Source organism: Agrobacterium sp. 22-226-1, from assembly GCF_053522345.1.
The window spans coordinates 24,666-45,781 of record NZ_JBNWCP010000018.1 but is presented as its reverse complement, the minus strand read 5'-3'; the positions used below and the strand labels follow the sequence as shown (position 1 = coordinate 45,781).

Below are 21,116 nucleotides of genomic sequence, written 5' to 3'. Positions count from 1 at the left end.
AGTTGGCAAAAGCGCGCGGCGTATGACCAGGTTGTTGGAGCCGCCAGATCGCCTTGGCGTTGAAAGGCCGGAAACCAACGCTTCCCCGCTCTCACTGTCACATAAGCTTCATCCGCCGCGGCTATGACCTCCGCGATTAGCCGTCGCGCAAAAGAGTTTTGTAGTGAATATTCATCGTGTTACACCCGCTGTTGCGATCAACCCCGAATTCATCCAACTCGGGGCCTCCGGTAACGGGAATTCTAGGGCGGAACGGAATTCTCCGAAATCGAGGCTCAACCTCGAGGCGCGTTTTCTGCGTCGATCCGACGTCGACGCCCTACTCGCTCTTGAAGCAACCAAGTGGACGGATGTCCAAGCCGCTACGCGGGCCGATCTGGAACGCCGGATCGCCCACTATCCCGATCTCTCCATCGGGGCTTTCTCGATCGAAACGGGAGAGGCGTTGGCGTCCCTCTTTCTGAAGCCGATCACCGCCGCGGAAATCAGAGCGGCGCGGACTTGGGCGGACTGTACCACAGTGTTCGGCCCGACCGGAGCAGGCGTCCGGTCGTTGTTCGGGATCAGCTTGAGCAGCAGTAGTGCGCCCGCTGTGCGCGAGATTTTCACCTTTTTCTGGCCCTACGCTCTCAAGCAAGGGTGGCGCCAAATTTATCTCGGTTCGCCCATGCCGGGCCTTGCATCCTGGCGCCGCGCCAACCCGGGAGCACCGATTGACGATTATGTCGGGAGCAAGCGTGACGGGCTGCCACGCGATCCGCAGCTTCGCTACTACTACAAGAAAGGCTTCCGCCGGATCGAAGGTTGGAGGGCGGAATATTTTCCGCACGAGGCATCCCTCGACCATGCCGCCATCCTGTGCGGTGACATTCCGCTCTCGTTCGCCTCGCCGTTGTGGACACGCGTGCCCCTCAGCTGGCTGAGGCGCATGGGCAATCTCGCATTGCGCACGGCCTAAGACCAGCGTGCAGCATCCATCGTAACTGGAGTGAAATGTGCATGACACCAGATGGTACGAACGCGGCCTCCTTGAAAGCGGATGTCCTTGTGATCGGTGCCAGCATGTCCGGTCTTCTCGCCGCAGCGGCAGTCAGCCAAGCCGGGAAACGCGTTCTTGTCATCGAGCGCGACAGTCTTGAGGATTCAGGCCTGCCGCGCAAGGGCGTACCCCAGGGCCATCAGCCGCATGTGCTTCTCTATCGCGGCCTCTGCGCCATCGAGACCTTGCTGCCGGGTTTCAGGACCGAACTCGTGGCCGCAGGGGGCGTGCCGCTCGATACAGGCAACCTCGCATGGCTCGGCGCGCATGGCTGGGCACCGTTCGGCACGCCGGCTTTCGAACTTGTTTCGGCGACCCGCCCCGCGATCGAGCAGCTTGTGCGTAGGCGAGTAGCCGCCCTACCGGGTGTCCATTTGCTGGGCGGATTGCAGGTTATCGGGCTTGAACGCCCTTCCGGGCAAGCTTGGACCGCGCGGTTCGCGGATGGCACTGGGGTTTCCTCTTCGCTTATCATCGATGCGACCGGGCGCGGCTCACGCCTGCCCGTCTGGCTCGCGGAAGCCGGATTTGGTGAAGTTGAGGCAACGACTGTTGATGCCGGCTTCGGCTATGCCAGCCGCCTCTTCGAGGCGCCGGCGAATCATCTGGCGCCGGCGGCCGGCATAGTATTGTTGCCATCGCCAACCACACCCATGGGAGGGGTTGCGCTTCCCGTCGAAGGCGGCCGCTGGATAATCGGCGCAATCGGTGCCGGCGCGTACTGTCCGCCGCGCGAAACCGAAAGCTTCCTGCCTTTTCTGGAGCGGCTGCGCGATCCCGCTCTCGCCGATTTCGCTCGGTCGGCGAAACCGCTCAGTGATGTCGTCATCCATCGACGAACGCACAATGTGCGCCATCATTTCGATCGTATGCCGGATTGGCCGACGGGTCTGCTGTCGATCGGCGACGGTTTCTGCGCCTTCAACCCCGTTTATGGTCAGGGCATGACAATCGCCGCCTGCCAGGCGCTGCTGCTGCGCGACCGATTGCGGTCCGGACAGATCCTGGGTGCCGAGCACGACGTGATGCGCCGGCTGGGACGCATGGCTGAACTCTCCTGGGAAATCGCGACGGGCGAGGATTTGCGCTATACGACGACCGGAGAGCGGAAATGGATGCAGATGTTCTTCGATTCCTGGGGCACACAGATCGACCGGCTCTCGGCGCATGGCGATCTGCGCGCCCAGCGTATTCTCGACCGCCTCTATCACCTTGTCGGCTCACCGCTAGAACTGTTTCATCCTCTCCTCGTGGGAGCCGTACTAAAGGCGCAGTTGCTTGGATTGCCGGCGCCGCTTCCCCGGCCGCTGCCAGCGATGGCCGCAACACATAATCATCCCATGCTTGCCCCGGAAGTATAACAATGCATCTGACCGTTGCCTCGATGGACGCCGTTCCGGCCGAAAAAGTCCTCTCCTCCATTCCCTACCTTCTCAAAGGAGCGGGCAAAGATTGGAAATCGGCAGAAAAATGGACCCTCTCCGCGCTTGTCGAGCGCAATACCGAGATTCCGGTTCAGCTCGTTCGGGGAAATCGCGAGAAGAACCAGACGCGCTTTGAAGCATCGACCTTGCGGGAATACCTGACGCACCTCCAGAAGGCGGGTTCCGCCGACCAAGAGCCGCGTTATCTGAAGGAATTCGACCTTCTCAAGACTTTCCCCGATCTGGCAAGCGATCTGCCCTATTTTGACTTATTCCCGGAAAAAACCATCCGCTCGCATGGAGCCTGGATCGGGCCGCCAGGAGCGAAAACCGGCCTGCATTACGACTATCTCGACAATCTCTCCTGGCTGGCGGAAGGGCGGAAACGCTTTTATCTGGCACCGCCTGGCAGCGTCGAATCTGCCGGAAAGCTGTCTGCCAAATATGATCGCTGGGCAAAGCTGGCGAGCATCGAGATCGCGGAACTGGTGGAACTGGCCTCTGACTATGGCTTTCGCGTTCTCGTCATCGATCTGGAGGCTGGGGATTGCCTCTATGTGCCGAGAGGATGGTGGCACCAGGTCGAGAACCTCAGCGCGAGCGTGTTCCTCGGCGGATTTTTCGGCCCCCAGGCCGAAGTACTCGGCAAATGGCTATGGAGCAGCCTCCGCCATGGCGCGCACCAAGCCGGCCTGTACGCCAAGGGGAACTGTACCTGTTGCACTCGTTCCCGATGATCAGGCGTTTTGGGGAACTTGACTGCCTGTTGCAGAGAAGGTGACGCCACTCGATTTCGCCCCGAGAAGCTGGGCGTTTACAAGGCGATGAGCCTCTTATAAGTGGGGTTCCAGACTCTACCGTTGCCCCGAAAGTATGCCCTGATGTCATCGTCCAAGTTTACCAAACTTCCAGAGCCGCCTTATTATGCCGTGATCTTCTCTTCGCAACGCACCGAAGGTGACAATGGATATGCTGAGACCGCCGAGCGTATGGAAGAGCTGGTCGCAACGATGCCCGGCTTCCTCGGAGCCGAAAGCGTGCGTGGCGCTGACGGTTTCGGAATAACCGTAGCCTACTTCGATACGGAAGAGAACATCCGGGCTTGGCGAAACCATTCCGAGCACACCGACGCCAGGATCCGTGGCCGCAGCCAGTGGTATTCGCATTTTGAAGTAAGAGTGGCAAAAGTTGAGCGAGCTTACAATTTTGCTACGGTTCAGGACTGTTGACGTCCATGAACCGTCACTCCTGGAGCGGATTTGCCATCGCTGGCACGTCGCTCCCGAAACACAATTGTTGGGGTCGCCACGCCGTTATGCGTAGCGGCTGATCGCGAGATCGGTCGCGTCGATATCGGGTTTCCGTCCGCTGACGAGATCACTGATGACACGGGCCGAACCGCAACTCATCGTCCAGCCCAGGGTACCGTGACCGGTATTGAGGAAAAGCCCACCGATCTTCGTCGCGCCGATCACAGGCGTCCCGTCCGGGGTCATGGGCCTGAGGCCCGACCAGAAGGATGCCTTCGCCACGTCTCCGCCGGGAAACAGATCCGTCACGGAATGCTCGAGCGTCCGGCGCCGGGCGAGACCGAGGTCGTTCGTATAGCCGGAAATCTCGGCCATTCCGCCGACACGGATGCGGTCTCCAAGGCGCGTGATCGCGATCTTGTAGGTCTCGTCCATCACGGTCGATTCCGGCGCCCGGCTGCCATCGATGATCGGAATCGTCAGAGAGTAGCCCTTCACCGGGTAGACTGGAAGGCGGATGCCGACCTGTTGCAGGAGAAGTGGCGAGAAACTGCCAAGCGCGACAACCACGGCTTCGCATTGGATCGGTCCTTGCCTCGTCAGTACCCGCCGCACCTGTTCGCCATCGACAACGAGCCTCTCGACGGTGGTTCCATACAGAAACCGGACACCCAGTCCCACCGCCTTTTCGGCAAGCGCGGAGGTGAACTTGAAACAATCGCCCGTTTCGTCCTTCGGCGTCAGAAGTCCGCCGGCGATTTTTTCGCGCACATGTTCGAGCGCCGGCTCCACCCGAATGCAGCCTTCGGGATCAAGCACCTCGTAGGGAATTCCATCAGCCGCCAGTGCCTCTACATCCTTGGCTGAAGCCTCCAGTTGCTGGCCGGTCCGGAAGAGTTGCAAGGTGCCACGCATGCGCCCGTCATAGCTGATGGCGGTTTCCTCCCTCACCGTGGCCAGCGCTATGCGACTATAATCGGCAAGCTTCAGCATCCGGCTTTTGTTGATCGCGTAATGCTCGGAGGTGCAGTTCCGCAGCATCCTGAACATCCACGAGATCATGGCGCCGTCGACCTTCGGCCGAAGGATGAGCGGTGCGTGCTTCATGAGCATCCATTTGACGGCCTTCACCGGAATGCCCGGCGCCGCCCAAGGCGAACAATAGCCGAAGGATATCTCCCCCGCATTTGCGAAGCTGGTTTCCAGCGCCGGCCCCGGCTGCCGGTCGATGACGATGACCTCGTGACCTGCTCTGGCCAGTTGATACGCTGTCGTCACGCCGATCACGCCGGCGCCGAGAACGATGACTTTCATATTTCCCTCGATACTCAAAATACCAGGCGCAAAGGCTGTCGGCGCGTGACCGGTGCTGCTAAATTACACTGCCGACGCCCGGCTGCGCTCGATGTAGATCTGTCTAAGCCGGGCCGCGATCGGCCCAGGCCTTCCGGGGCCAACCTCGTGGCCGTTGATCATGACGACCGGGCTGACCAAGCCGGAGGCCGAGGTTGAGAAAGCCTCAGCCGCATTCTCGGCCTCCGCCACGGTGAAAGGACGTTCTTCGATCCTCAGTTGAAGATCCTCCGCGCACTGCAGAACGGCCTCGCGCGTTATCCCGTGGAGGATGTCGGTCGACAGGTCCCTGGTTACAACCGTTCCTTCCGGCGTGACGATATAGGCATTGTTCGACGAGCCTTCCGTCACATAGCCGTCCTTGACCAGCCACGCATCGTCGGCGCCCCGTGACTTGGCCTCCATCTTGGCCATCGAGGGATAGAGGAGCTGCACGGTCTTGATGTCGCAGCGCCGCCACCGCAAGTCCTCGACAGTCACGACATGCTGGCCGCGCTCCGCCAGCGGGCTGTCGACAAGCGATTTCTTCTGCGTGAAGAGCACCACGGTGTTCGGTGTCTCTTCGGCGGGAAAGAGAAAGTCGCGATCGGCGGCACCACGCGTCACCTGCAGGTAAACCAGGCCTTCCTCGATGTCATTCCGATGGATCAACTGGCGATGAATTTCGAGCAGATCTTCATCCGTCAAAGCGAAGGCCATGCCCAGCTCACCGAGCGACCGGCGCAGGCGGCGCATGTGCCCCGCGAAATCCACGAGCTTGCCGTCGAGCACGAGCGTCACCTCATAGACGCCATCGGCAAACAGGAAGCCGCGATCGAAGACGGAAACGCGGGCTTCGGTTTCAGGCAGATAGTCTCCATTGACATAAACTTGGCGCATAAGATCAACCCCAGAGAGATGCAGGTGGCGGCTCCATCAGCGAGCCTTCGAAGTGAATTGGTGTGTCCCGGTCTTTGGCGAGCAGCAGCGGGCCATCGAGATCGACATATCTGGCGTCTTGGGCGAGCAGAAAGGCAGGCGCCATGGCGAGCGACGTGCCGAGCGTGCAGCCAACCATGATGTCGAAGCCGGCCGCAACAGCCTCTCGCTTGAGCTCCAGTGCCTCGGTGAGGCCACCAGCCTTGTCGAGCTTTATGTTGACGACATCATACTTGCCGGCGAGTCCCTCCAAGGAACGCCGGTCACGGCATCCTTCGTCCGCGCAGACCGGGAGTGGGCGCTCGATCTGCGCCAGGCCGGCATCGGCATTGGCAGGCAGAGGCTGTTCCACCATGACGACTCCGAGCCGCACGAATTCCGGCGCGAGACTGAGATATCGTTCGAGGGTCCAGCTTCCATTGGCGTCGGCGATCAATGTAGAGTGCGGGGCTCCGGCACGCACGGCCTCAATACGCGCCAAATCGGCTTCCGAGCCAAGTTGTACCTTTATGAGCGGGCGATGGGCATTTCTCGCCGCAGCTTTTCGCAGGACATCCGGCGAGGCAAGGGACAGCGTGTAGGCGGTGCTCAATCGTAAAGGCCGCGCAAGCCCGGCCAATTGCCATGCCGAAACGCCGCTTTTCTTCGCCTCGAGGTCCCAGAACGCGCAATCGAGCGCATTGCGCGCCGCACCGGCTGGCAGACGCAGTTGCAGTGCAGTCCGGTCAAGCCCATTCCGCAAGTCCGGCTCGATCGACCGGATCACGCGGATCACATCCTCGACGGTTTCGCCATCGCGTCCGCTGGGTCTGGATTCACCGCGTCCGCAAACCCCGCCATCGCGGAGTTCAACGGTGACGACGCGGATTTCGGTCCGCGCTCCACGCGCCAAGGCGAAAGCACCGGCGACGGGGAAACGGTTTTCGGTGACGCACAGTGCAAAACCGACGTCCGGCAAGTGCGGATTGGATGTCTCGATCATCACCTTCAAGCCTCAAAGGATTTGTCCGAGGAAAGCCTTCGTTCGCGGATCCTGCGCATTGTCGAAGAAGGTCGAAGGGGGGCCGTGCTCGACGATCACGCCGCGGTCGGTGAAATAGATGTGGTCGGCCACCTCGCGCGCGAAACCCATCTCATGAGTCACAAGAATGCAGGTCATGCCGTCCGCGGCGAGTTCCTTGATCGTGACGAGCACTTCCTTCACCGTCTCGGGGTCGAGCGCGGCCGTCACTTCGTCGAACAGCATGACGTCGGGCTGCATGGCAAGCGACCGGGCGATCGCCACACGCTGCTGCTGGCCTCCGGACAATTCGCCGGGATAGGCGTTTTCCTTGCCCTCCAGCCGCACCTTCTTCAGGAGCGCCCGGGCGCGGGTTTCCACCTCCTGCTTCGGCTGGCCCAGCACCTTGATGGGTGCCATCATCACGTTCTGCAGCGCCGTCTTGTGCGGAAAGAGATTGTATTGCTGGAAGACCATGCCAACCTTGCGACGCAGCGCCAGCTTATCGAGCCTCAGATCATGGACCTCCTGGCCCTCGACCCTGATCGAGCCGTCCTGAATATCAGCAAGCGCATTGATGCAGCGGATCAGCGTCGACTTGCCCGATCCCGACGGACCGATGATGCAAACAACGTCACCCTTCATGATGTCGAGCGAAATGCCCTTCAGCACTTCGAACTCGCCATAGGACTTGCGCACATTCTTGATCGACACGATCGGCTGGTCGGCCGTCCAGGGAGAATTGTCGTTCATGGGCGGCTCCTTCAGAGTTTCACCGCGAAGCGCTTTTCAAGCGACATCGTCAGGCGGGCGATGGGGTAGCAATAAGCAAAGAAGATGATCAGCGCGAAGCCGTAGAAGGGAACCAAGAGCGACGGATGGTTGCCCTCCGCTTCCATGGCCTGGCGCGTGAGCGTGATGATTTCGGTCACGCCGAGCAAGGAGACCAACGGCGTCGCCATGGTCATGATGGCGTACCAGTTCATCCACGGAGGGATCATGCGTTTGAAACATTGCGGCAGGATGATCTGCCAAAGCGTCTGGGTGCGGCTGAAGGCTAGCGATTCAGCCGCTTCCCACTGGCCGCTCGGGACCGAGCGGATGGCGCCGCGCACGATCTCGGCGATATTCGCCATGACCGGTAGGCTGAGTCCGAACACCGCCTTCATCCAATCCGGCACCGGAATGACGGCGCCGGCGATGCGCAGTTCGAAAGGCAGCGAGAGCATGACGACGAAGAGCAGCACCAGCCAGGGCGAGTTACGGAAAAGCTGAACTGTAAGCCAGGAGAAGAGACGCACGACGCGGTTGTGCGACACGCGTCCCAATCCGAGAAAGATGCCGGCGATGGTGCCGAACACCATCGTCAGGAAACTGATGAGGATGTTGAGGACGAAACCCTTCGTGACGAGGAGCGGCATCCATTTCACAAGGGTCGAGAGCACGCGCTCAGTCGTAAAGGTCGACTGCGCCATCGCGTAGACTGGCCAAAACACGAGGACGGCGGTCAAGGCAGGAAGCGTCCAACCCGGCATCGAGGCCAACCAGCGGCAGAAGCCCAGCGCATCGGGCGCCGCCACCTTCAGCGGCAAAAGAACCGGTAAATCGGATCGGCGCTCACGAGGCGGAAACTTGACGATCTCGGACATTATCGACCTCCACCGAAGCCGGGGATGTAGAGGGCACGCTCCCAGCGGTTCATCGCGAAGGCGAGCGCTCCGACGAGCAGGATGTAGGTGACGAACAGCACCGTCATCGCCGCATTCTGCGCCGAGGCGTAATCGTTCCAGATCGAAACCATCTGGTAGAGCAGTTCCGGCACGGCGATCGCGATCGCCTGTGTCGTCGTCTTGACCAGATTGACGAGATTGTTGTTGAGCGCGGGCAGGCTGACGCGAAGAGCAAGCGGCAGAACGACATAGGCATAGGTCTGCAGCCTGTTCATGCCGAGCGCCTCGCACGCTTCTTTCGTCGTCTGCGGGATGGCTTCGATGCCGGCCCGGAAGATTTCGACATTGAAGGCGCCGGCGAAGAAGGACAGCGAGACCATCGCCCATCCGATATTCGAAATGACAGGTTCTTCGGTCCAGCCGTCCGGACCGGTAACCGTAGGCGTGAATTGCCCGAGGGCGAAATAGAAGAACAAGAGCTGGATCATCGGCGGTGTGTTGCGAAAGAGCTGGATGTAGCCTTGGGTCAGCCAGCGCAGGAAGGGCGAGCGCGCGCCTTGAGCCCACGCGCCGACGATGCCGATGACGAGGCTGAGCGCGACGCAGGCAACCGAGAGCTCGATCGTCACGGCAAGGCCGCTCACCACGCGCGCCCATTGGGACGGCTCGTAGAAGAAGATGAAATTCCATTTCGGATGGGTCTGCGCGAGCTCCCGAAAGAAGCTCTGGATGGTCTCGATCATGGTGGTTCGATCCGCAAGGCACGAGGAAGACCGCCGGCCGTCACGGAAACGACGACCGGTGGCGACAGGACTGGTTGGCGGCTACTTGGCCAACCAGTCCTTGAAGCGTTCCTGCTGCGCCTTCAGGAAAGCGCTTTCCTGGATGCCCCACTTCTTCTCGAGTTCACTCAGGTGGCCCGACTGGAGCCAGTTGAATTCCATGCCGGACATGAAGCGGCCGAAGACGCATTCGCGCTCGCCGAGCGGTACGGCGAGAGCCCAGGGATTGTCGTTTTCCGTCTTGAGAGGCATTTCGTAATCGGCATATTCGCCGGAAGCGAGATCGGCGGCGATCGAGGAATCGTCGAACACCCAGGCCATGCACTTCTTGTCGCGCAGAGCCTGCTTGGCGGCCGCATTGTTGTCGAAGGCGATGATTTTGGCGCCGTAATGCTCCTCGATCGCCTTGTTATGGAACGAGCCCTGCAAGCCGCAGACCGGCTTGTCCTTCAGCTGCGACCATTCCTTGATGCCGAGCGCCTTAGGCGCCATGATATTGGTGCCGGAGGTGTAATAGTTGGGCAGCACGACACCCACGATGTCCCGACGGTCCTTACGATCGCTCATTGTCGCGATCATCAGGTCGATCTTGCCTTGTTCAAGGAACTGCATGCGGTTGGAGGACTGGACGCCGACGAGTTCGAGTTCGACGCCGATCGTGTCGGCAACCTCCTTGGCCATATCCGCTTCCATACCAACCAACTTCCCGTCGGTGTCGATGAAGCCCCAGGGCTTCGCATCGGACTTGACGCCCACGACGATCTTGCCACGCTCCTTGATCTTGCTCCATGTGTCGTTCGTGCAGGCGGCATAGGCCGGCGCCAGACCTCCAACCGCCGTGGAGCAGATCACAGCGGCAGTCGTCAAAAGATTTGCAATCGTTCTCATGCTTTGTTCACCCTCTTGTTCTTCTGGAAAGTCAGTTGCGGACGACGTTTCCCGTCCTTGAGGGCAAGCTCGCAGGTCAGCTCCGTTGTGGCAAATGCCGTTTTCCGATAGGTTATGCAAAATTTGCATGAGGATGAACGATGGAACTCAATTGGCTGGAAGACTTCATGGAACTGGCCGCGGTGCGAAACTTTTCGACCGCGGCGGCTGCCCGCCATGTCACCCAGCCGGCCTTCAGCCGCCGGATCCGGGCATTGGAGAACTGGATCGGCACGGAGCTCATCGACCGCAGTTCCTACCCGGTCAAGCTGACAGGCGCCGGCGAAACGTTTCTGGAATCAAGCCGCGAACTGATGCGCGAAATCTACCGCGTCCGTGACGAATGCCGGCAGCAGGCGCGCGCCGGCATCGAGGCGGTGACCTTCAGCGCGCTCCACACGATCGCGCTCAGCATCTTTCCCGACCTGCTGACGACAATGGAGAAACGCACCGGCCCCTTCATCACCCGCATGCATGCGACGGACTTCTACGATTGCGTGGAATCGCTGGCGCTCGGCCGCTGCGACATCGCCTTCTGCTATTCCCACGAACTTGGCCCGCCTGTCCTGCAGACAGGCCAGTTCGCCTCGAAAGTCATCAGGATCGACCCGTTCTATCTGGTGAGCAAAGCGGACCGTCAAGGAAAGCCGGTCATCGATCCGGCCACTTGGCCCACAAACAGGGACCTACCTTTGGTCGCCTATTCCTCAGACTGCTTTCTCGGAAAAGTGCAGAGCCAGCTCGTGCTCGACATGCAGAAAACCGGGCTGAGTTTTCGGGTGACTTACGAAAACTCGATGTCGGAGGCCGTCAAGCGCATGATCATCTCTGGAAAGGGCGTGGGCTGGCTGCCGGAAAGCGCTGCCGACCGTGAAATTAAACAAAAGGATCTCGCTGTCGTCGACCGGCAGCCGACCCAGGTCAGCCTGAATGTACTCGCTATCCGTAGGCAGGGCATCGGCTCGGCGGCGCTCGAACGGTTCTGGTCAAATCTCCGCGAACTTTGACAGCCAGGCAAAGTTGGTTCCCGGCCCCGCAGCGTGACCGAACATTAACGTAGGATTTCGCCCCTTCCTGCAAACGACCCCAGATCATCTTCCGTCCAAAGCGGATTGGAAACTGGCTCGATATCCAACCCAATGATCCTCTTTGGTTTCAACAGAGCTAGCGATACGCGTTTCCCTTGGCGCGCAGCCTCTATGTCGTCGAAATTCATGAAGAGCTTAACTGGAGACAGCAAGCGGCGGCGCTCGCCCCAGTTCCTTCCGGGTTCGACCACCGACCCGCCCTCAATGGTGTCTGTCTTGATCGTGAAACTTTCGGGTCGATGATCTTTCTTGGCCTTCTCGACCTTTGCCTTGATCCACTGCCACTTCTTGAACTGCTGCTCTTCAGCGATCAGACGAAACGGCACAGGGAACAAGCGAACAAGGTTCCCGTTCTCGTCCATACCCGCCACGCAGGTCGTTTCCGCATACTTACCACTGGGCGAAGGATAGGTTTTGCATAAGATGAGAATGCGGGAATCGACGACAGGCATGGCTTGCTCCAAGACAATCCGCCGTTGAGTCACGGCTGACCCGAAGTGCGCCAGTGTGCTGCCGTCAAGTCAATCCAGCGTTGCCGTCTAAAATAGAATACACACAACCAATTCTGGTTTTTTATTTCGGCGGCCGCTTTAACGGCTCCGATTTTTTCTTACTCCGGCTTCTTTCGGCGCGCACGCTTAGCCTTCACCGGAACCGCACTCGCCTCGCCTTCCGTTGCAATAAGAACTGCAGGCGTCATTATCGGTTTCACCGAAGCTTTGGCTATAACGCGGGCCGAGGAGGTAGCAGGGCCGGTCTTGGGGATACCCATCAATTCCGCAGCACGCTCCATTCGGATTCGTGCAAGTCCTTCTTGGCCGTAGGCTATTGCCGGGTCGGAAGACGTCCAGCACGAAAATCGTGCCGAATAGTCTCAAACTAAGTTCCATTAACAGCCGGAACGGGCGCATTCTTACGACTAAGTGCCAAGCGACATCGGTGAAACCCCTCGCTGCTCATTCATGGATACTCGATCACACAACTGGGGAACACTGCCAATGCGGGGGCAAAACACCGAAAACAGTTAATCGAGCAACTTGATTTCCGAAATCGAACGTTCATTGAGAACCTCAAACTGGGGGCCCGAGGGGAGTAAGTGCCTCACGGCATCCGCGCCGCTATAAAATGCACTTTTTATTTCTCCAGGTAGACCGCTTCCGCTTGCATCCCAAACCTTACCTCGCAGGCGAAAGGAGAGGTGCAAGCGCTCTCGACCACCAAACATCGGAAGTTTCTCGAGTGATTGCATCATGTCTCGCAACGCATCTGCGCTTTCGACTGCAGTAATCCCCCGCTGCCATTCCGGCCTGAGTGGCCTGCTTCTCGAAAAGCCAGAACGGAGCATCAATCTCAAATCGCCTTGTCGATCTGGCCGCATAGCCGGCGGGACAACAATCGCGCGATACAGCACCGTATCGAGATTCCTTAGGGATATAATCCTCTCGTCCGAGGCTGGGGGAATATCAAGAGGGTGCAGCACAAAAACATCGGGAGGCACAGACTGAGAGAAGGCCTCGAACAGTTCGTTAAACGCCAATAGCCTGGCGTCGTTGCCAAGCAATTCCTTGATATCCGAATGGAGTGATGCCTCGTAGGCCAGCAACTCGGTGGATTGGCCCATTACTATGAAAAGGTGTGATCGGCTCCCAAAAGTGAAAGCGCGTGGTCTCGGCGCGAACAAATCATAGTCCTGGTCGTATTTTTTCACTTGCGCGTAAGCCGTCGCCGCATCTCTCGTAAATCCAATTAGACCTTTCCTTGGTCTGGTAAAGATCTTGGTCTGCGGTGTCTTGATCTCGAGGACGCCGTGAGTGCTCGAAGACGGGTCGTCCCCTGGGTGGATCAGAAAGTCTGGCTCACTTCTCCCCGGACGTCCGAGGGGCACAATGTGCGACGGCATCAACTTCAGGGGCAAGCCTCGGGATAATACGAATGGGTTTGCAGCAAAAAACTTTTGCCAAACCGGTTCCGGACAATTTGCCCTCAGCATTTCGCGAAAGTCGTCACGTGCCTCCCTTAATTGGGCGCTGGTGGGCTGCTCAGTATGGCTTTTGAACTTGGGGCTCAGGGTACTCGTTCCGATTGCTGTCTCGATATCGACTACAGTTATCAACTTAACACAAATGTAAAACCGCGGGCTTTCCCGTTAGACGAATGCCCGCTGAGCTTTCGCTAAATCGTCCCCCACGCCCGAAACCTTCCCCTCCCCGTCATCTCACGCAAGCCGAGCTGTAAAACGATCCGCCGCGCCGCTTGCGGCGTAACCTCCAGCGTTTTCGCCACCATTCCGGCCGACACCAGCGGTTTTGCCATCACGAGCTCGACCAACTCCGGCAGTTTCGAAGATGCGCGGCGCCCATCCAGTTTTCGCTCGAACAACCCTTTCGCCAATGTTAGCCGGTCATGCTCCTTGATGCCGATCTCGGCCGCCGCCAGAAATCCGTGAGCGATGGCCAGCAGCCGCGTCTCGCGATCACGATGCCGGCGCCGATCGACCGGAATGGTTTTCAGTCCGAGGTTGATGGCGGCGAGATGCCCGCCGGTGGTGATGCCGGCCTGCCGCAGGATCGAGGCGCAAAACAGCCGGCCGAGCCACGAGGCGTGCTGAAGCACGGCAAGCTCGTTCCAGGCATCGAGGGCGACAATGGCCTGCAGCATAGCCGGCAGGTTTTCGGCCTGCCGCAGCACGCCGCGCCATCCGTCCAGCCTTGAATCTTCGTCCCAATCGAGATCATAGACGAGAGGATCTCGTTCGGAGCTATCAGCGCGGCCGGGCCGCTTTGCCTCTGCTATCGCAGCCTCGGATCGGGCGAGCAACGCATCGATAGCGGCGTAGTCGAGCCCGGGGAGGTTCCCAGCGTAATCACTATTGTCGCCCTCCCCTTTCGGATCGGCGGCGTCCGCGGATCGATTGATGTCGAATGGGGCTGACGTTTCAGAGCCGGCCAGAATGTCCGACGTCTGTCGCAAAATTCGGATACCCTCCGCGGACAGAGCCCAATCCGGCGACTGGCCAGAGATACGCCGACGGGTGCGCAGCACGTCGCGTGCGATGGTGAGTTCGTGGGTCGGTGTGCGGATGTCGCGGGTGGCGTCATGGAGGACGAGGTCTTCGAGATGGACGAGCTCGCCGTCAATCCACAGCGAGGCGCAGGCATCGGCAAAGTTTTGGCGTTCGATCCACCCGTTTCCTACAGGCGAACGGGCGATGCGCTCGTCGAGACGAGTCAGCGCGACGCCTGCGTCGAAAGCCGGCCGCACCAAGGTTGTCATGCTGATTTTCGCGAGATTGTAAGTCATTGAAATCATGGTAAATGATTTCTTATAGGAACTCTATATAAATATTACAGTTCCTCACATAAGATGGCTGTGGGTTAACGTTCTGACCATCGATAAGTACCCCTTATCGATGGTAGTTGATTTCGCGGCGCAGATCACCGATGTCGGTCGGCCTGGACGAGCGGAAACGCTTGGTTTTCCGGCCTTTGAGGCAGATTTCGGCGCGGATCGGCGGAATAGCGGTTGATACAAGAGCGGCGTCTCGCGGCCCTCTCCTCTCAAGAGATCACGGATCTTCTCTGCAATCCCTGCCTCAGTCAACGCTCCTCACCCCTCCCCTCCCCCCGAACGCCGTAGTTTCCGGCATTTCCGCCGCACATGGCCACCAGAGCGCGTTTCGCGCTAGTTACGTCTCAGTGCCTGTTCGAAGCCGTTTTTCGAGTCTGGCGGGGCTGCATTTAGGCCATAAAACACGCTTGCAACTGGTCATTTTCTCACGCATTCCTTATCTGTACAAAGCACTCTGAAACCACGCGAGAAAATCATGGCAAAACGGCAAAACGCCAAACCGTCGCCAGGCCCCAAACGTCTTATCGGCTATGCACGCGTTTCGACCGACGATCAGGTTCATGACGCCCAGATGGACGAGCTACGTGCCGCCGGCTGCGAGCGAATTTTTCAGGAGCACGGATCTGGCGCGTCACGAGCCCGGCCGGTCCTGACGAGACTCCTCGGCGAGCTCTCCGCCGGCGACGTGCTTGTCGTGGTCCGGCTGGATCGCCTGGCTCGTTCGGTGAGCCATCTGTTGCAGGTGATCGAGGATCTTGAAGAGCGTGGCGTCCATTTTAGATCGATCCGAGATCCGATCGACACGTCCACGCCACAGGGGATGTTTTCTCTTCAGGTTCTTGGAGCGGTCGCACAGCTCGAGCGGGCGCTGATCGCAGAACGGACCAAAGCTGGCATCAAGGCAGCAAAGGCGCGTGGGAAGTTACCTGGCAACCCCGGACTTCGCGAGCGGCGACCAGAAGCGATCAAAGCAGTGTCGAAGGCGAGAGAGAAACTCTATCTCGATGAGCTGATCTCCTCCGCCCAAACTTGGTTGCCCATGGTCCGGCAACTCCGCCCCCAGCACAGCTGGGACAATGTCGTCCGGGTGCTCAATCGTCGGGGCCATGACTGGACGGTAGAACGGCTGCGCCGCGCGGTGCATCGGATGGTCCGGGAGAAGTTGGCTGACCCCGAGCTTGTCGCGCGCTCACCCAGACGCGCACCGGAAGATCATTTGATGAAACTCGTCGCGGCGATTGCCATTGCCGATCCCGGTCTGACGCTGCGTGACATTGCCACGCAACTGGATCAGATGGGAGAGCGGCCGGCGCGCGGTGGCCGCAAATGGCAGCCTTCCTCTGTCCGTCACCTGCTGGACGAGGCACATCGGTTTGGCCTTATCCGTCATTGAGGGCACGGAGCATCAGCTTTCCGATCGCCCGATTTCTTGCGCGCCCGAGCGACGATCGGGTCCATGATAAACAGATTAGAGGTTCGGCAAAACGACAACCACAGGCTCGCCTTGAGGGAAGCTGAGAACCTCCCTTGGCAGAGGCCAGCCTGCTAAAGCTCCTGGCTCGCCCTCCCCTTCGACATCGGCGCTTCCGAGACGCCGAGCGAGTTGGTCCAGCGTCTTCCTCGCTTCTCTCGATAACGCAGTTGAAACGGGCGAAAGGCCCTTTGATAGACCCCAATAATCCCATGGTTTAAGTTCCAGCTTTCGCAGGGCCGCGACTTCTCGAAGCAGGCTTCCTGCGACGAACCATTCTCCGGCCAGATCTAGGCTAGACACGCCAAATCGCGAGGCGATGCCAGGTTCGTTCTGGATGCGAAGCCATGCCTCGCATGCCATTAAAAATCGTTCGCGCGGCACGTCTAGTGTGTTGAATAAAAACCCATCAACCGCCGCAAATTCTACATCGAACCGATACCAGCATTGTCCGTCATGCCATTCGCAAAGCCAGTGATCTTCCCAGAAGTCAGGAACGATGTAGTCGGCAAAACCGACGCGAAGGCGTGCCGGTATACCCATATTGCGAAAAGCGCTCGCCGCCAGAATTGCGAAATCCCGGCAAAGTCCACCGATCTTGATTTGTTTAGGATCTCCTTCAAACAACTTGCGCTCCGTTGCGGCAGCCAGAATCTCGGTCACGCATCGCAGCTCCAGATCAACGACCTGTTTCACCACAAAGCCTCGCTTCTGCGAATCGGCACCACGAGGATGTTGCATGAACGAGTTGATCCACCGGGCAATAGATTTCGGCGTCTGGCCCCCCAGGGTCAAGGCCTCATGATACGGACCGGGATGCGAGTAAATACTATGGGAGGCATAGAAGTGTTTGAACATTGTCGTCTCTCTCCGCTCGACGGGTGGAGACACGACAAGAAGGGCAAATTTTCAAAAATTGTCAACCGCGTGGCTGCCGCAACCAAGGAAATGGCCCGGATCGGGCCTCAGACCGACATTTCTTGAAAAGTTTTCTTGAGCCATATGCAAGGATGACCAGGAGGAAGGCCGCCGGTCACCAGACCCGGCCGATGGCTGAGGGTCGACGCACCGCGCCTCAGGGCACGACGTTTGCGCATGGTGATCTCTATGACGAAAACGGTTGCCAATATGGCAATCCTTTCGACGTCCCTGAGCGAAACGCCCTGCCCTATCCCTACCTGTGGCAGCCAGACAGAGTGCCCCCCGCCCCAAGCCAATAACCAACCCCTCGGTGGAGCAGTCATCCAGCTAAGACAAGAGCGCGATGGCTCAACGCGGCGGGGCCGAGCAGCGGTCACTGAAAGCTGCTGGATCATAGCCTGAAGGCGCTAATGAAAGAGGTGGAAGCGGGGCACTTCCCGCCCTCGGCGTCGGGATGCGCTCAGACCTGCGTCGATTTGATGGTATCGACACAGACTTCGCCGTCCACCACTCCCCTCACCAAACCTTGCAGACCACGGCCCACCTCAATCACCGTATAGAGTTTCTCATCTCTGAAGGCACTCGCATTCAAAGTCGAAACATCTTCCGCAGGAAGCGCGTCGACTTCCAGAAAATCCAGTTCGGCACCTGCGGCGACAACTCTTGCGTCGCCCGCCGTCCGCGCGGCGGCAACCACGGTTCCATGAGCGGGGGCATTCTGCCAGCGTGGGTCGTCCGGTGCAGCGATCGGTTCAAGACGATAAATGTTGAGACTTTCGCCGGTATCTGTTCCGCGCGCTATCTCGGTTGCATCAGTCAAACTGGGTTTGGCTTTCAACCGAATAGCCAAAGCGGTTGTCGGTCGTGCCGGTGTTTTCAACACGCTCACCGCCCATTGATTTCGCGTTGGACATGACATCTTCTCCCTTCATGACTTCACTTGCCCTTCAAATAATCGAACTTGCCGAAGTGTTCCGGTGGCGTCCAAAGCTCAGGCGCTGGCATGCAGCCGGGATGTTGTCGATGATCATCCTCATGAGAGAGGAATACGCTGCCTGCTCGGCGTCATCGTTACATTCGAGAACGGTTGGCTGCCGAGGATGGCTGCGAAACAGAAAATGAAGTGATGACTGGCCGGGCGGCGCACCATTAACAGCGGCAGCCGTAGATCAGATGCGTCAGACGGCGCAGCACAAAACCTTGTCAGCTGACAAGGTTTTTCGGGATCGGAGCATCCACCGATTCGTGACGGCGTCGTCCTTTGACAATCCGACTGGTCCAGGGACCGGACTACCGCAGTGGAACCTTGTCAGCTGACAAGGTTTTGAGGCGAACATAGCTGAAACTGATTTTTGAGCCGAGGCCAAGCTCTTCCGGAGTTGATCTGGACCGATTGCTACGACGGTCTGGTCATACCCAGGAAGGTGGCAGAACAGTTCCTGGGGGTGCCTTCAACGGTACGCCTCCAACTTTGACGGAGTCGAAATCAACTCCGCTTTCCACCGTCGGCACAAAACGTCAACCTCCCCCGATGGGCTGGCGCCGTGCTCCAGACCCTTCCATTCTCTGCAAAGGCGCCCAGAGAGATTTCGCATTTGCACACAATGAAGGACATTCCATGGTCGTTTGAGACCTTCATAGAGGACCTCGAGCCACCAGGCCAAAGCGTTGACCGCTCGTGTCTCAAATTTCATCACCGTTGACTTTCGATGTCCGAACGTTGGATTACCCATTCAGGACAATGCGTGCGGCCGATAAAGGTCATATTGTCATCGAAGCTCGACACAAAGCTGCACGTCGCAAGAGGCAGTTGACGTGCTGGAGACACACAAGATTGACAGCGTTTTCGTTGATACCGCGCCCGTGTGGCCTGTCGAAGCCTTTGGCGCCCCCCCCCCACGGTATGTCCGTCTACACCGGAATTGCAAAATCTACTATTCCGTCTTAAGCGGCGATGAGATGGGATTGTTTTCAAATTCCCGGCCTCGAGCGTGGCGCTCGAAAATGCTCTAACGACGAAGTGCATGCCCCCATGCCATCGAGCGCGAAAGACTTCGGGATGAGGCAGATACACTTGCGATGCCGTTTCCGCGGAAGAGGGAAGGGGAGGGCTCACGCGATTGATCATTCACGGCAGAGCTACCACAAATTCATTACGATGCGATGCGGCACGTCCCGGCACCCAAAAAAAGCTCGTGGTCATCCCCTTTTCCAACAAGAGTCGAGGGCGCAAGCGCGGTAGCCGCCGGTAATGGCATACAACACTTCAACTCCGGTTCCGCGTATTCAATTATCCGGCCTGGTGAAGAGATCGAAGCTCACCAGCCGCCTGTTCCAAACCGTTCGCCATCGGTCCAGTATACAAACTCCGTCCGTGCTGGACCCTGCTCCAAGGGGCGGATCGTCATCAGGACCCGGATATTGTCACTGGGGCGCTTGCCATATGACGCCACGACTGGCCCGTTCTCTTTCTCCCTTTCGATTGCCTCAAGTATTGCCTCTTCGTGAAATGCGGTCTTTTCAAACTTCCTGAACTTCGCAACACGGAGCACTTCGCTTCCAATTCCGGCTGCAATGCGGCCCTAAAATTCCCAGGAAGCGAAACACGACGCAGTCCAAGCTGCCGATCCCGGATCGACCCGACGCCACGAACTTGATGAGTTCTCAAGGGGGAGGGGGCACCGCGGATAGCAGAAAACGGTCCAGGCAGCGAATATCAAACGGCCTGTATTGAGGCGCGCTCAACGACTTCGGTTTTCAAGACGACTTTACGGGCCGCGTGATCTCCGCCATTCAACCGCTCCACAAGAAGTTTGGCCGCACTCGCCCCCAGTTCATACACGGGTTGCCGAACAACGGTTATCGGAGGCGTGGTTACGGACGTCCAGTCCGCATCATGGAACGACACCAATGACACCTCGCCCGGAATATTTACTCCCAAATCGCGATGAGCCTTGAATACCTCAAGACCAATAATGCTGTCTGATGCTATAATCGCGGTCGGGCGGTTTGGCGATTGGAGCATTTCGGTGACTATCCGGTGTGTACGTTCCGGCGTGACGGCACCAACCTTCACCCATTTCTCCATGTCCGGGACGCCCGCCTTGCGGCAGACATCGAGATATCCCTCAATACGACGCCGGACCGAGCCGGTATTGATGTCCTTTGACGTGTGAAAGCAATGATCCGGCGTGTCGCAGGCGGTGAGGTAGGCAATGCGCCGGTGGCCAAGCGCGATCAGTCGGCGAGTAACGTTCTCTGCAGCATGACGGTCATCTGCAAGGACAGTGTCCACTTCGAGCGTATCGCTCCCGCGGTCGAGCAGGGCTAGCGGAAGCCCTGAGCGGATAACCTCGTGCAGGTGCTCGACATCATTTTCCTTAGCTGGGGAAACAATGAGGCCGTCTACACGCCTGGCAAGCAAGTTACGGATGGCTGCTTTTTCGACCAAAACATCTTCACCTGAATTGACGAGGATGACGGTAAATCCCGCTTGTCGGGCTACATCCGTGATACCGCGAACGCCAAGGCTGAAGAACGGGTTTTCGATATCGCCCACCACGACACCAATTGTGCCGGAGCGGCCCGTCGTCATGCTGCGGGCAAGCTCATTGGGACGATAATCCAGGAAAGCCGCGGCGGCTGTGACGGCCTCGCGCACCCGGTCGCTAACGGTTCCGTATCCGCCGAGCACACGTGCCGCGGTGGCCTTTGAGACGCCAGCCCTGCGCGCAACGTCAGCCACGGTCACGGAAGGAGTTTTTGATAGGCTTTTGTCCATAAACGATAGGCTTACAAGAGAACTTGACGACTGGCAAATGCGAAGATAACAATTGTCAAAATAGAAAGAGACCGGTCTCATTTCTCATTGAGACCGGTCTCATAAAGAAAAGACTTCCGACATGCGAACTGCGTGGGCCGGGGC

At 58.7% G+C, this 21,116-nt stretch carries 18 protein-coding genes and 2 pseudogenes; 6 read left to right on the top strand and 14 right to left on the bottom strand.

Features of this window, described 5'->3' with window-relative positions:
* Positions 1-163 precede the first annotated feature (163 nt).
* The 4 genes from ACQZ5K_RS23210 to ACQZ5K_RS23195 all read left to right on the top strand — a co-directional run bounded on the left by ACQZ5K_RS23210 (position 164) and on the right by ACQZ5K_RS23195 (position 3,692).
* On the top strand, positions 164-958 hold the full coding sequence (locus ACQZ5K_RS23210) for a hypothetical protein (RefSeq protein ID WP_448741562.1): 795 nt from the start codon (positions 164-166) through the stop codon (positions 956-958).
* A 41-nt stretch (positions 959-999) separates the two neighbouring features.
* Positions 1,000-2,400 carry an FAD-dependent oxidoreductase gene (locus ACQZ5K_RS23205; protein WP_448741561.1) on the top strand — a complete coding sequence of 467 codons (1,401 nt, stop codon included), beginning with the start codon at positions 1,000-1,002 and terminating at the stop codon, positions 2,398-2,400.
* A 2-nt stretch (positions 2,401-2,402) separates the two neighbouring features.
* On the top strand, positions 2,403-3,200 hold the full coding sequence (locus ACQZ5K_RS23200) for a cupin-like domain-containing protein (RefSeq protein ID WP_448741560.1): 798 nt from the start codon (positions 2,403-2,405) through the stop codon (positions 3,198-3,200).
* Positions 3,201-3,344: 144 nt separating this feature from the next.
* The gene (locus ACQZ5K_RS23195; RefSeq protein WP_448741559.1) at positions 3,345-3,692 is read left to right on the top strand and encodes an antibiotic biosynthesis monooxygenase family protein; all 348 of its coding nucleotides are present in this window, start codon (positions 3,345-3,347) and stop codon (positions 3,690-3,692) included.
* Positions 3,693-3,776: 84 nt separating this feature from the next.
* Here ACQZ5K_RS23195 and ACQZ5K_RS23190 read toward each other — a convergent pair whose 3' ends face one another.
* From ACQZ5K_RS23190 to ACQZ5K_RS23160, 7 genes are all read right to left on the bottom strand, one after another.
* On the bottom strand, positions 3,777-5,027 hold the full coding sequence (locus tag ACQZ5K_RS23190) for a D-amino acid dehydrogenase (RefSeq protein ID WP_448741558.1): 1,251 nt from the start codon (positions 5,025-5,027) through the stop codon (positions 3,777-3,779).
* A 63-nt stretch (positions 5,028-5,090) separates the two neighbouring features.
* On the bottom strand, positions 5,091-5,945 hold the full coding sequence (locus ACQZ5K_RS23185; protein ID WP_448741557.1) for a D-amino-acid transaminase: 855 nt from the start codon (positions 5,943-5,945) through the stop codon (positions 5,091-5,093).
* Between the two features lie 4 nt (positions 5,946-5,949).
* The gene (dgcA, locus tag ACQZ5K_RS23180) at positions 5,950-6,966 is read right to left on the bottom strand and encodes an N-acetyl-D-Glu racemase DgcA (RefSeq protein WP_448741556.1); all 1,017 of its coding nucleotides are present in this window, start codon (positions 6,964-6,966) and stop codon (positions 5,950-5,952) included.
* A 12-nt stretch (positions 6,967-6,978) separates the two neighbouring features.
* Positions 6,979-7,737 (bottom strand): amino acid ABC transporter ATP-binding protein, encoded by a 759-nt coding sequence (locus tag ACQZ5K_RS23175; RefSeq protein WP_448741555.1) that lies wholly within the window; start codon positions 7,735-7,737, stop codon positions 6,979-6,981.
* 11 nt (positions 7,738-7,748) lie between these two features.
* Entirely contained in the window at positions 7,749-8,633 is an 885-nt protein-coding gene (locus tag ACQZ5K_RS23170) for an amino acid ABC transporter permease (RefSeq protein WP_448741554.1), read from the bottom strand.
* Positions 8,633-9,397: an amino acid ABC transporter permease gene (locus ACQZ5K_RS23165; RefSeq protein WP_448741553.1), complete on the bottom strand. Its 765-nt coding sequence runs from the start codon at positions 9,395-9,397 to the stop codon at positions 8,633-8,635. Before ACQZ5K_RS23165 ends, ACQZ5K_RS23170 begins: the two co-directional genes overlap by 1 nt.
* 81 nt (positions 9,398-9,478) lie before the next feature.
* Positions 9,479-10,324, bottom strand: a complete 846-nt coding sequence (locus ACQZ5K_RS23160) for a transporter substrate-binding domain-containing protein (protein WP_448741552.1) — start codon at positions 10,322-10,324, stop codon at positions 9,479-9,481.
* Between the two features lie 140 nt (positions 10,325-10,464).
* Here ACQZ5K_RS23160 and ACQZ5K_RS23155 point away from each other — a divergent pair, with 140 nt between their 5' ends.
* Positions 10,465-11,370: a LysR substrate-binding domain-containing protein gene (locus tag ACQZ5K_RS23155; RefSeq protein WP_448741551.1), complete on the top strand. Its 906-nt coding sequence runs from the start codon at positions 10,465-10,467 to the stop codon at positions 11,368-11,370.
* A 44-nt stretch (positions 11,371-11,414) separates the two neighbouring features.
* Here the strand turns inward: ACQZ5K_RS23155 and ACQZ5K_RS23150 are convergent, their stop codons facing one another.
* From ACQZ5K_RS23150 to ACQZ5K_RS23140, 3 genes are all read right to left on the bottom strand, one after another.
* Positions 11,415-11,903 carry a hypothetical protein gene (locus ACQZ5K_RS23150; RefSeq protein ID WP_448741550.1) on the bottom strand — a complete coding sequence of 163 codons (489 nt, stop codon included), beginning with the start codon at positions 11,901-11,903 and terminating at the stop codon, positions 11,415-11,417.
* A gap of 572 nt (positions 11,904-12,475) precedes the next feature.
* A complete protein-coding gene (locus ACQZ5K_RS23145; RefSeq protein ID WP_448741549.1) occupies positions 12,476-13,441 on the bottom strand; it encodes a Shedu anti-phage system protein SduA domain-containing protein in 966 nt (321 codons plus the stop codon).
* Positions 13,442-13,623: 182 nt separating this feature from the next.
* Positions 13,624-14,760, bottom strand: coding sequence for an RHE_PE00001 family protein (locus ACQZ5K_RS23140; RefSeq protein ID WP_448741548.1), 1,137 nt, complete (start codon positions 14,758-14,760; stop codon positions 13,624-13,626).
* 514 nt (positions 14,761-15,274) lie between these two features.
* On the opposite strand from ACQZ5K_RS23140, the gene ACQZ5K_RS23135 reads away from it, so the two are divergent.
* Positions 15,275-16,192 (top strand): recombinase family protein, encoded by a 918-nt coding sequence (locus tag ACQZ5K_RS23135; protein WP_448741547.1) that lies wholly within the window; start codon positions 15,275-15,277, stop codon positions 16,190-16,192.
* Between the two features lie 75 nt (positions 16,193-16,267).
* On the opposite strand, the gene ACQZ5K_RS23130 is transcribed toward ACQZ5K_RS23135, so the two are convergent.
* The 4 genes and pseudogenes from ACQZ5K_RS23130 to ACQZ5K_RS23115 all read right to left on the bottom strand — a co-directional run bounded on the left by ACQZ5K_RS23130 (position 16,268) and on the right by ACQZ5K_RS23115 (position 20,972).
* Complete coding sequence (locus ACQZ5K_RS23130; protein WP_448741546.1) at positions 16,268-17,128, bottom strand: transglutaminase domain-containing protein; 861 nt, start codon at positions 17,126-17,128, stop codon at positions 16,268-16,270.
* Between the two features lie 523 nt (positions 17,129-17,651).
* Positions 17,652-18,105, bottom strand: a pseudogene (locus ACQZ5K_RS23125) (hypothetical protein).
* Between the two features lie 1,239 nt (positions 18,106-19,344).
* Positions 19,345-19,634, bottom strand: a pseudogene (locus ACQZ5K_RS23120) (hypothetical protein).
* Positions 19,635-19,907: 273 nt separating this feature from the next.
* Positions 19,908-20,972: a LacI family DNA-binding transcriptional regulator gene (locus tag ACQZ5K_RS23115; protein ID WP_448741545.1), complete on the bottom strand. Its 1,065-nt coding sequence runs from the start codon at positions 20,970-20,972 to the stop codon at positions 19,908-19,910.
* Positions 20,973-21,116: the final 144 nt, after the last annotated feature.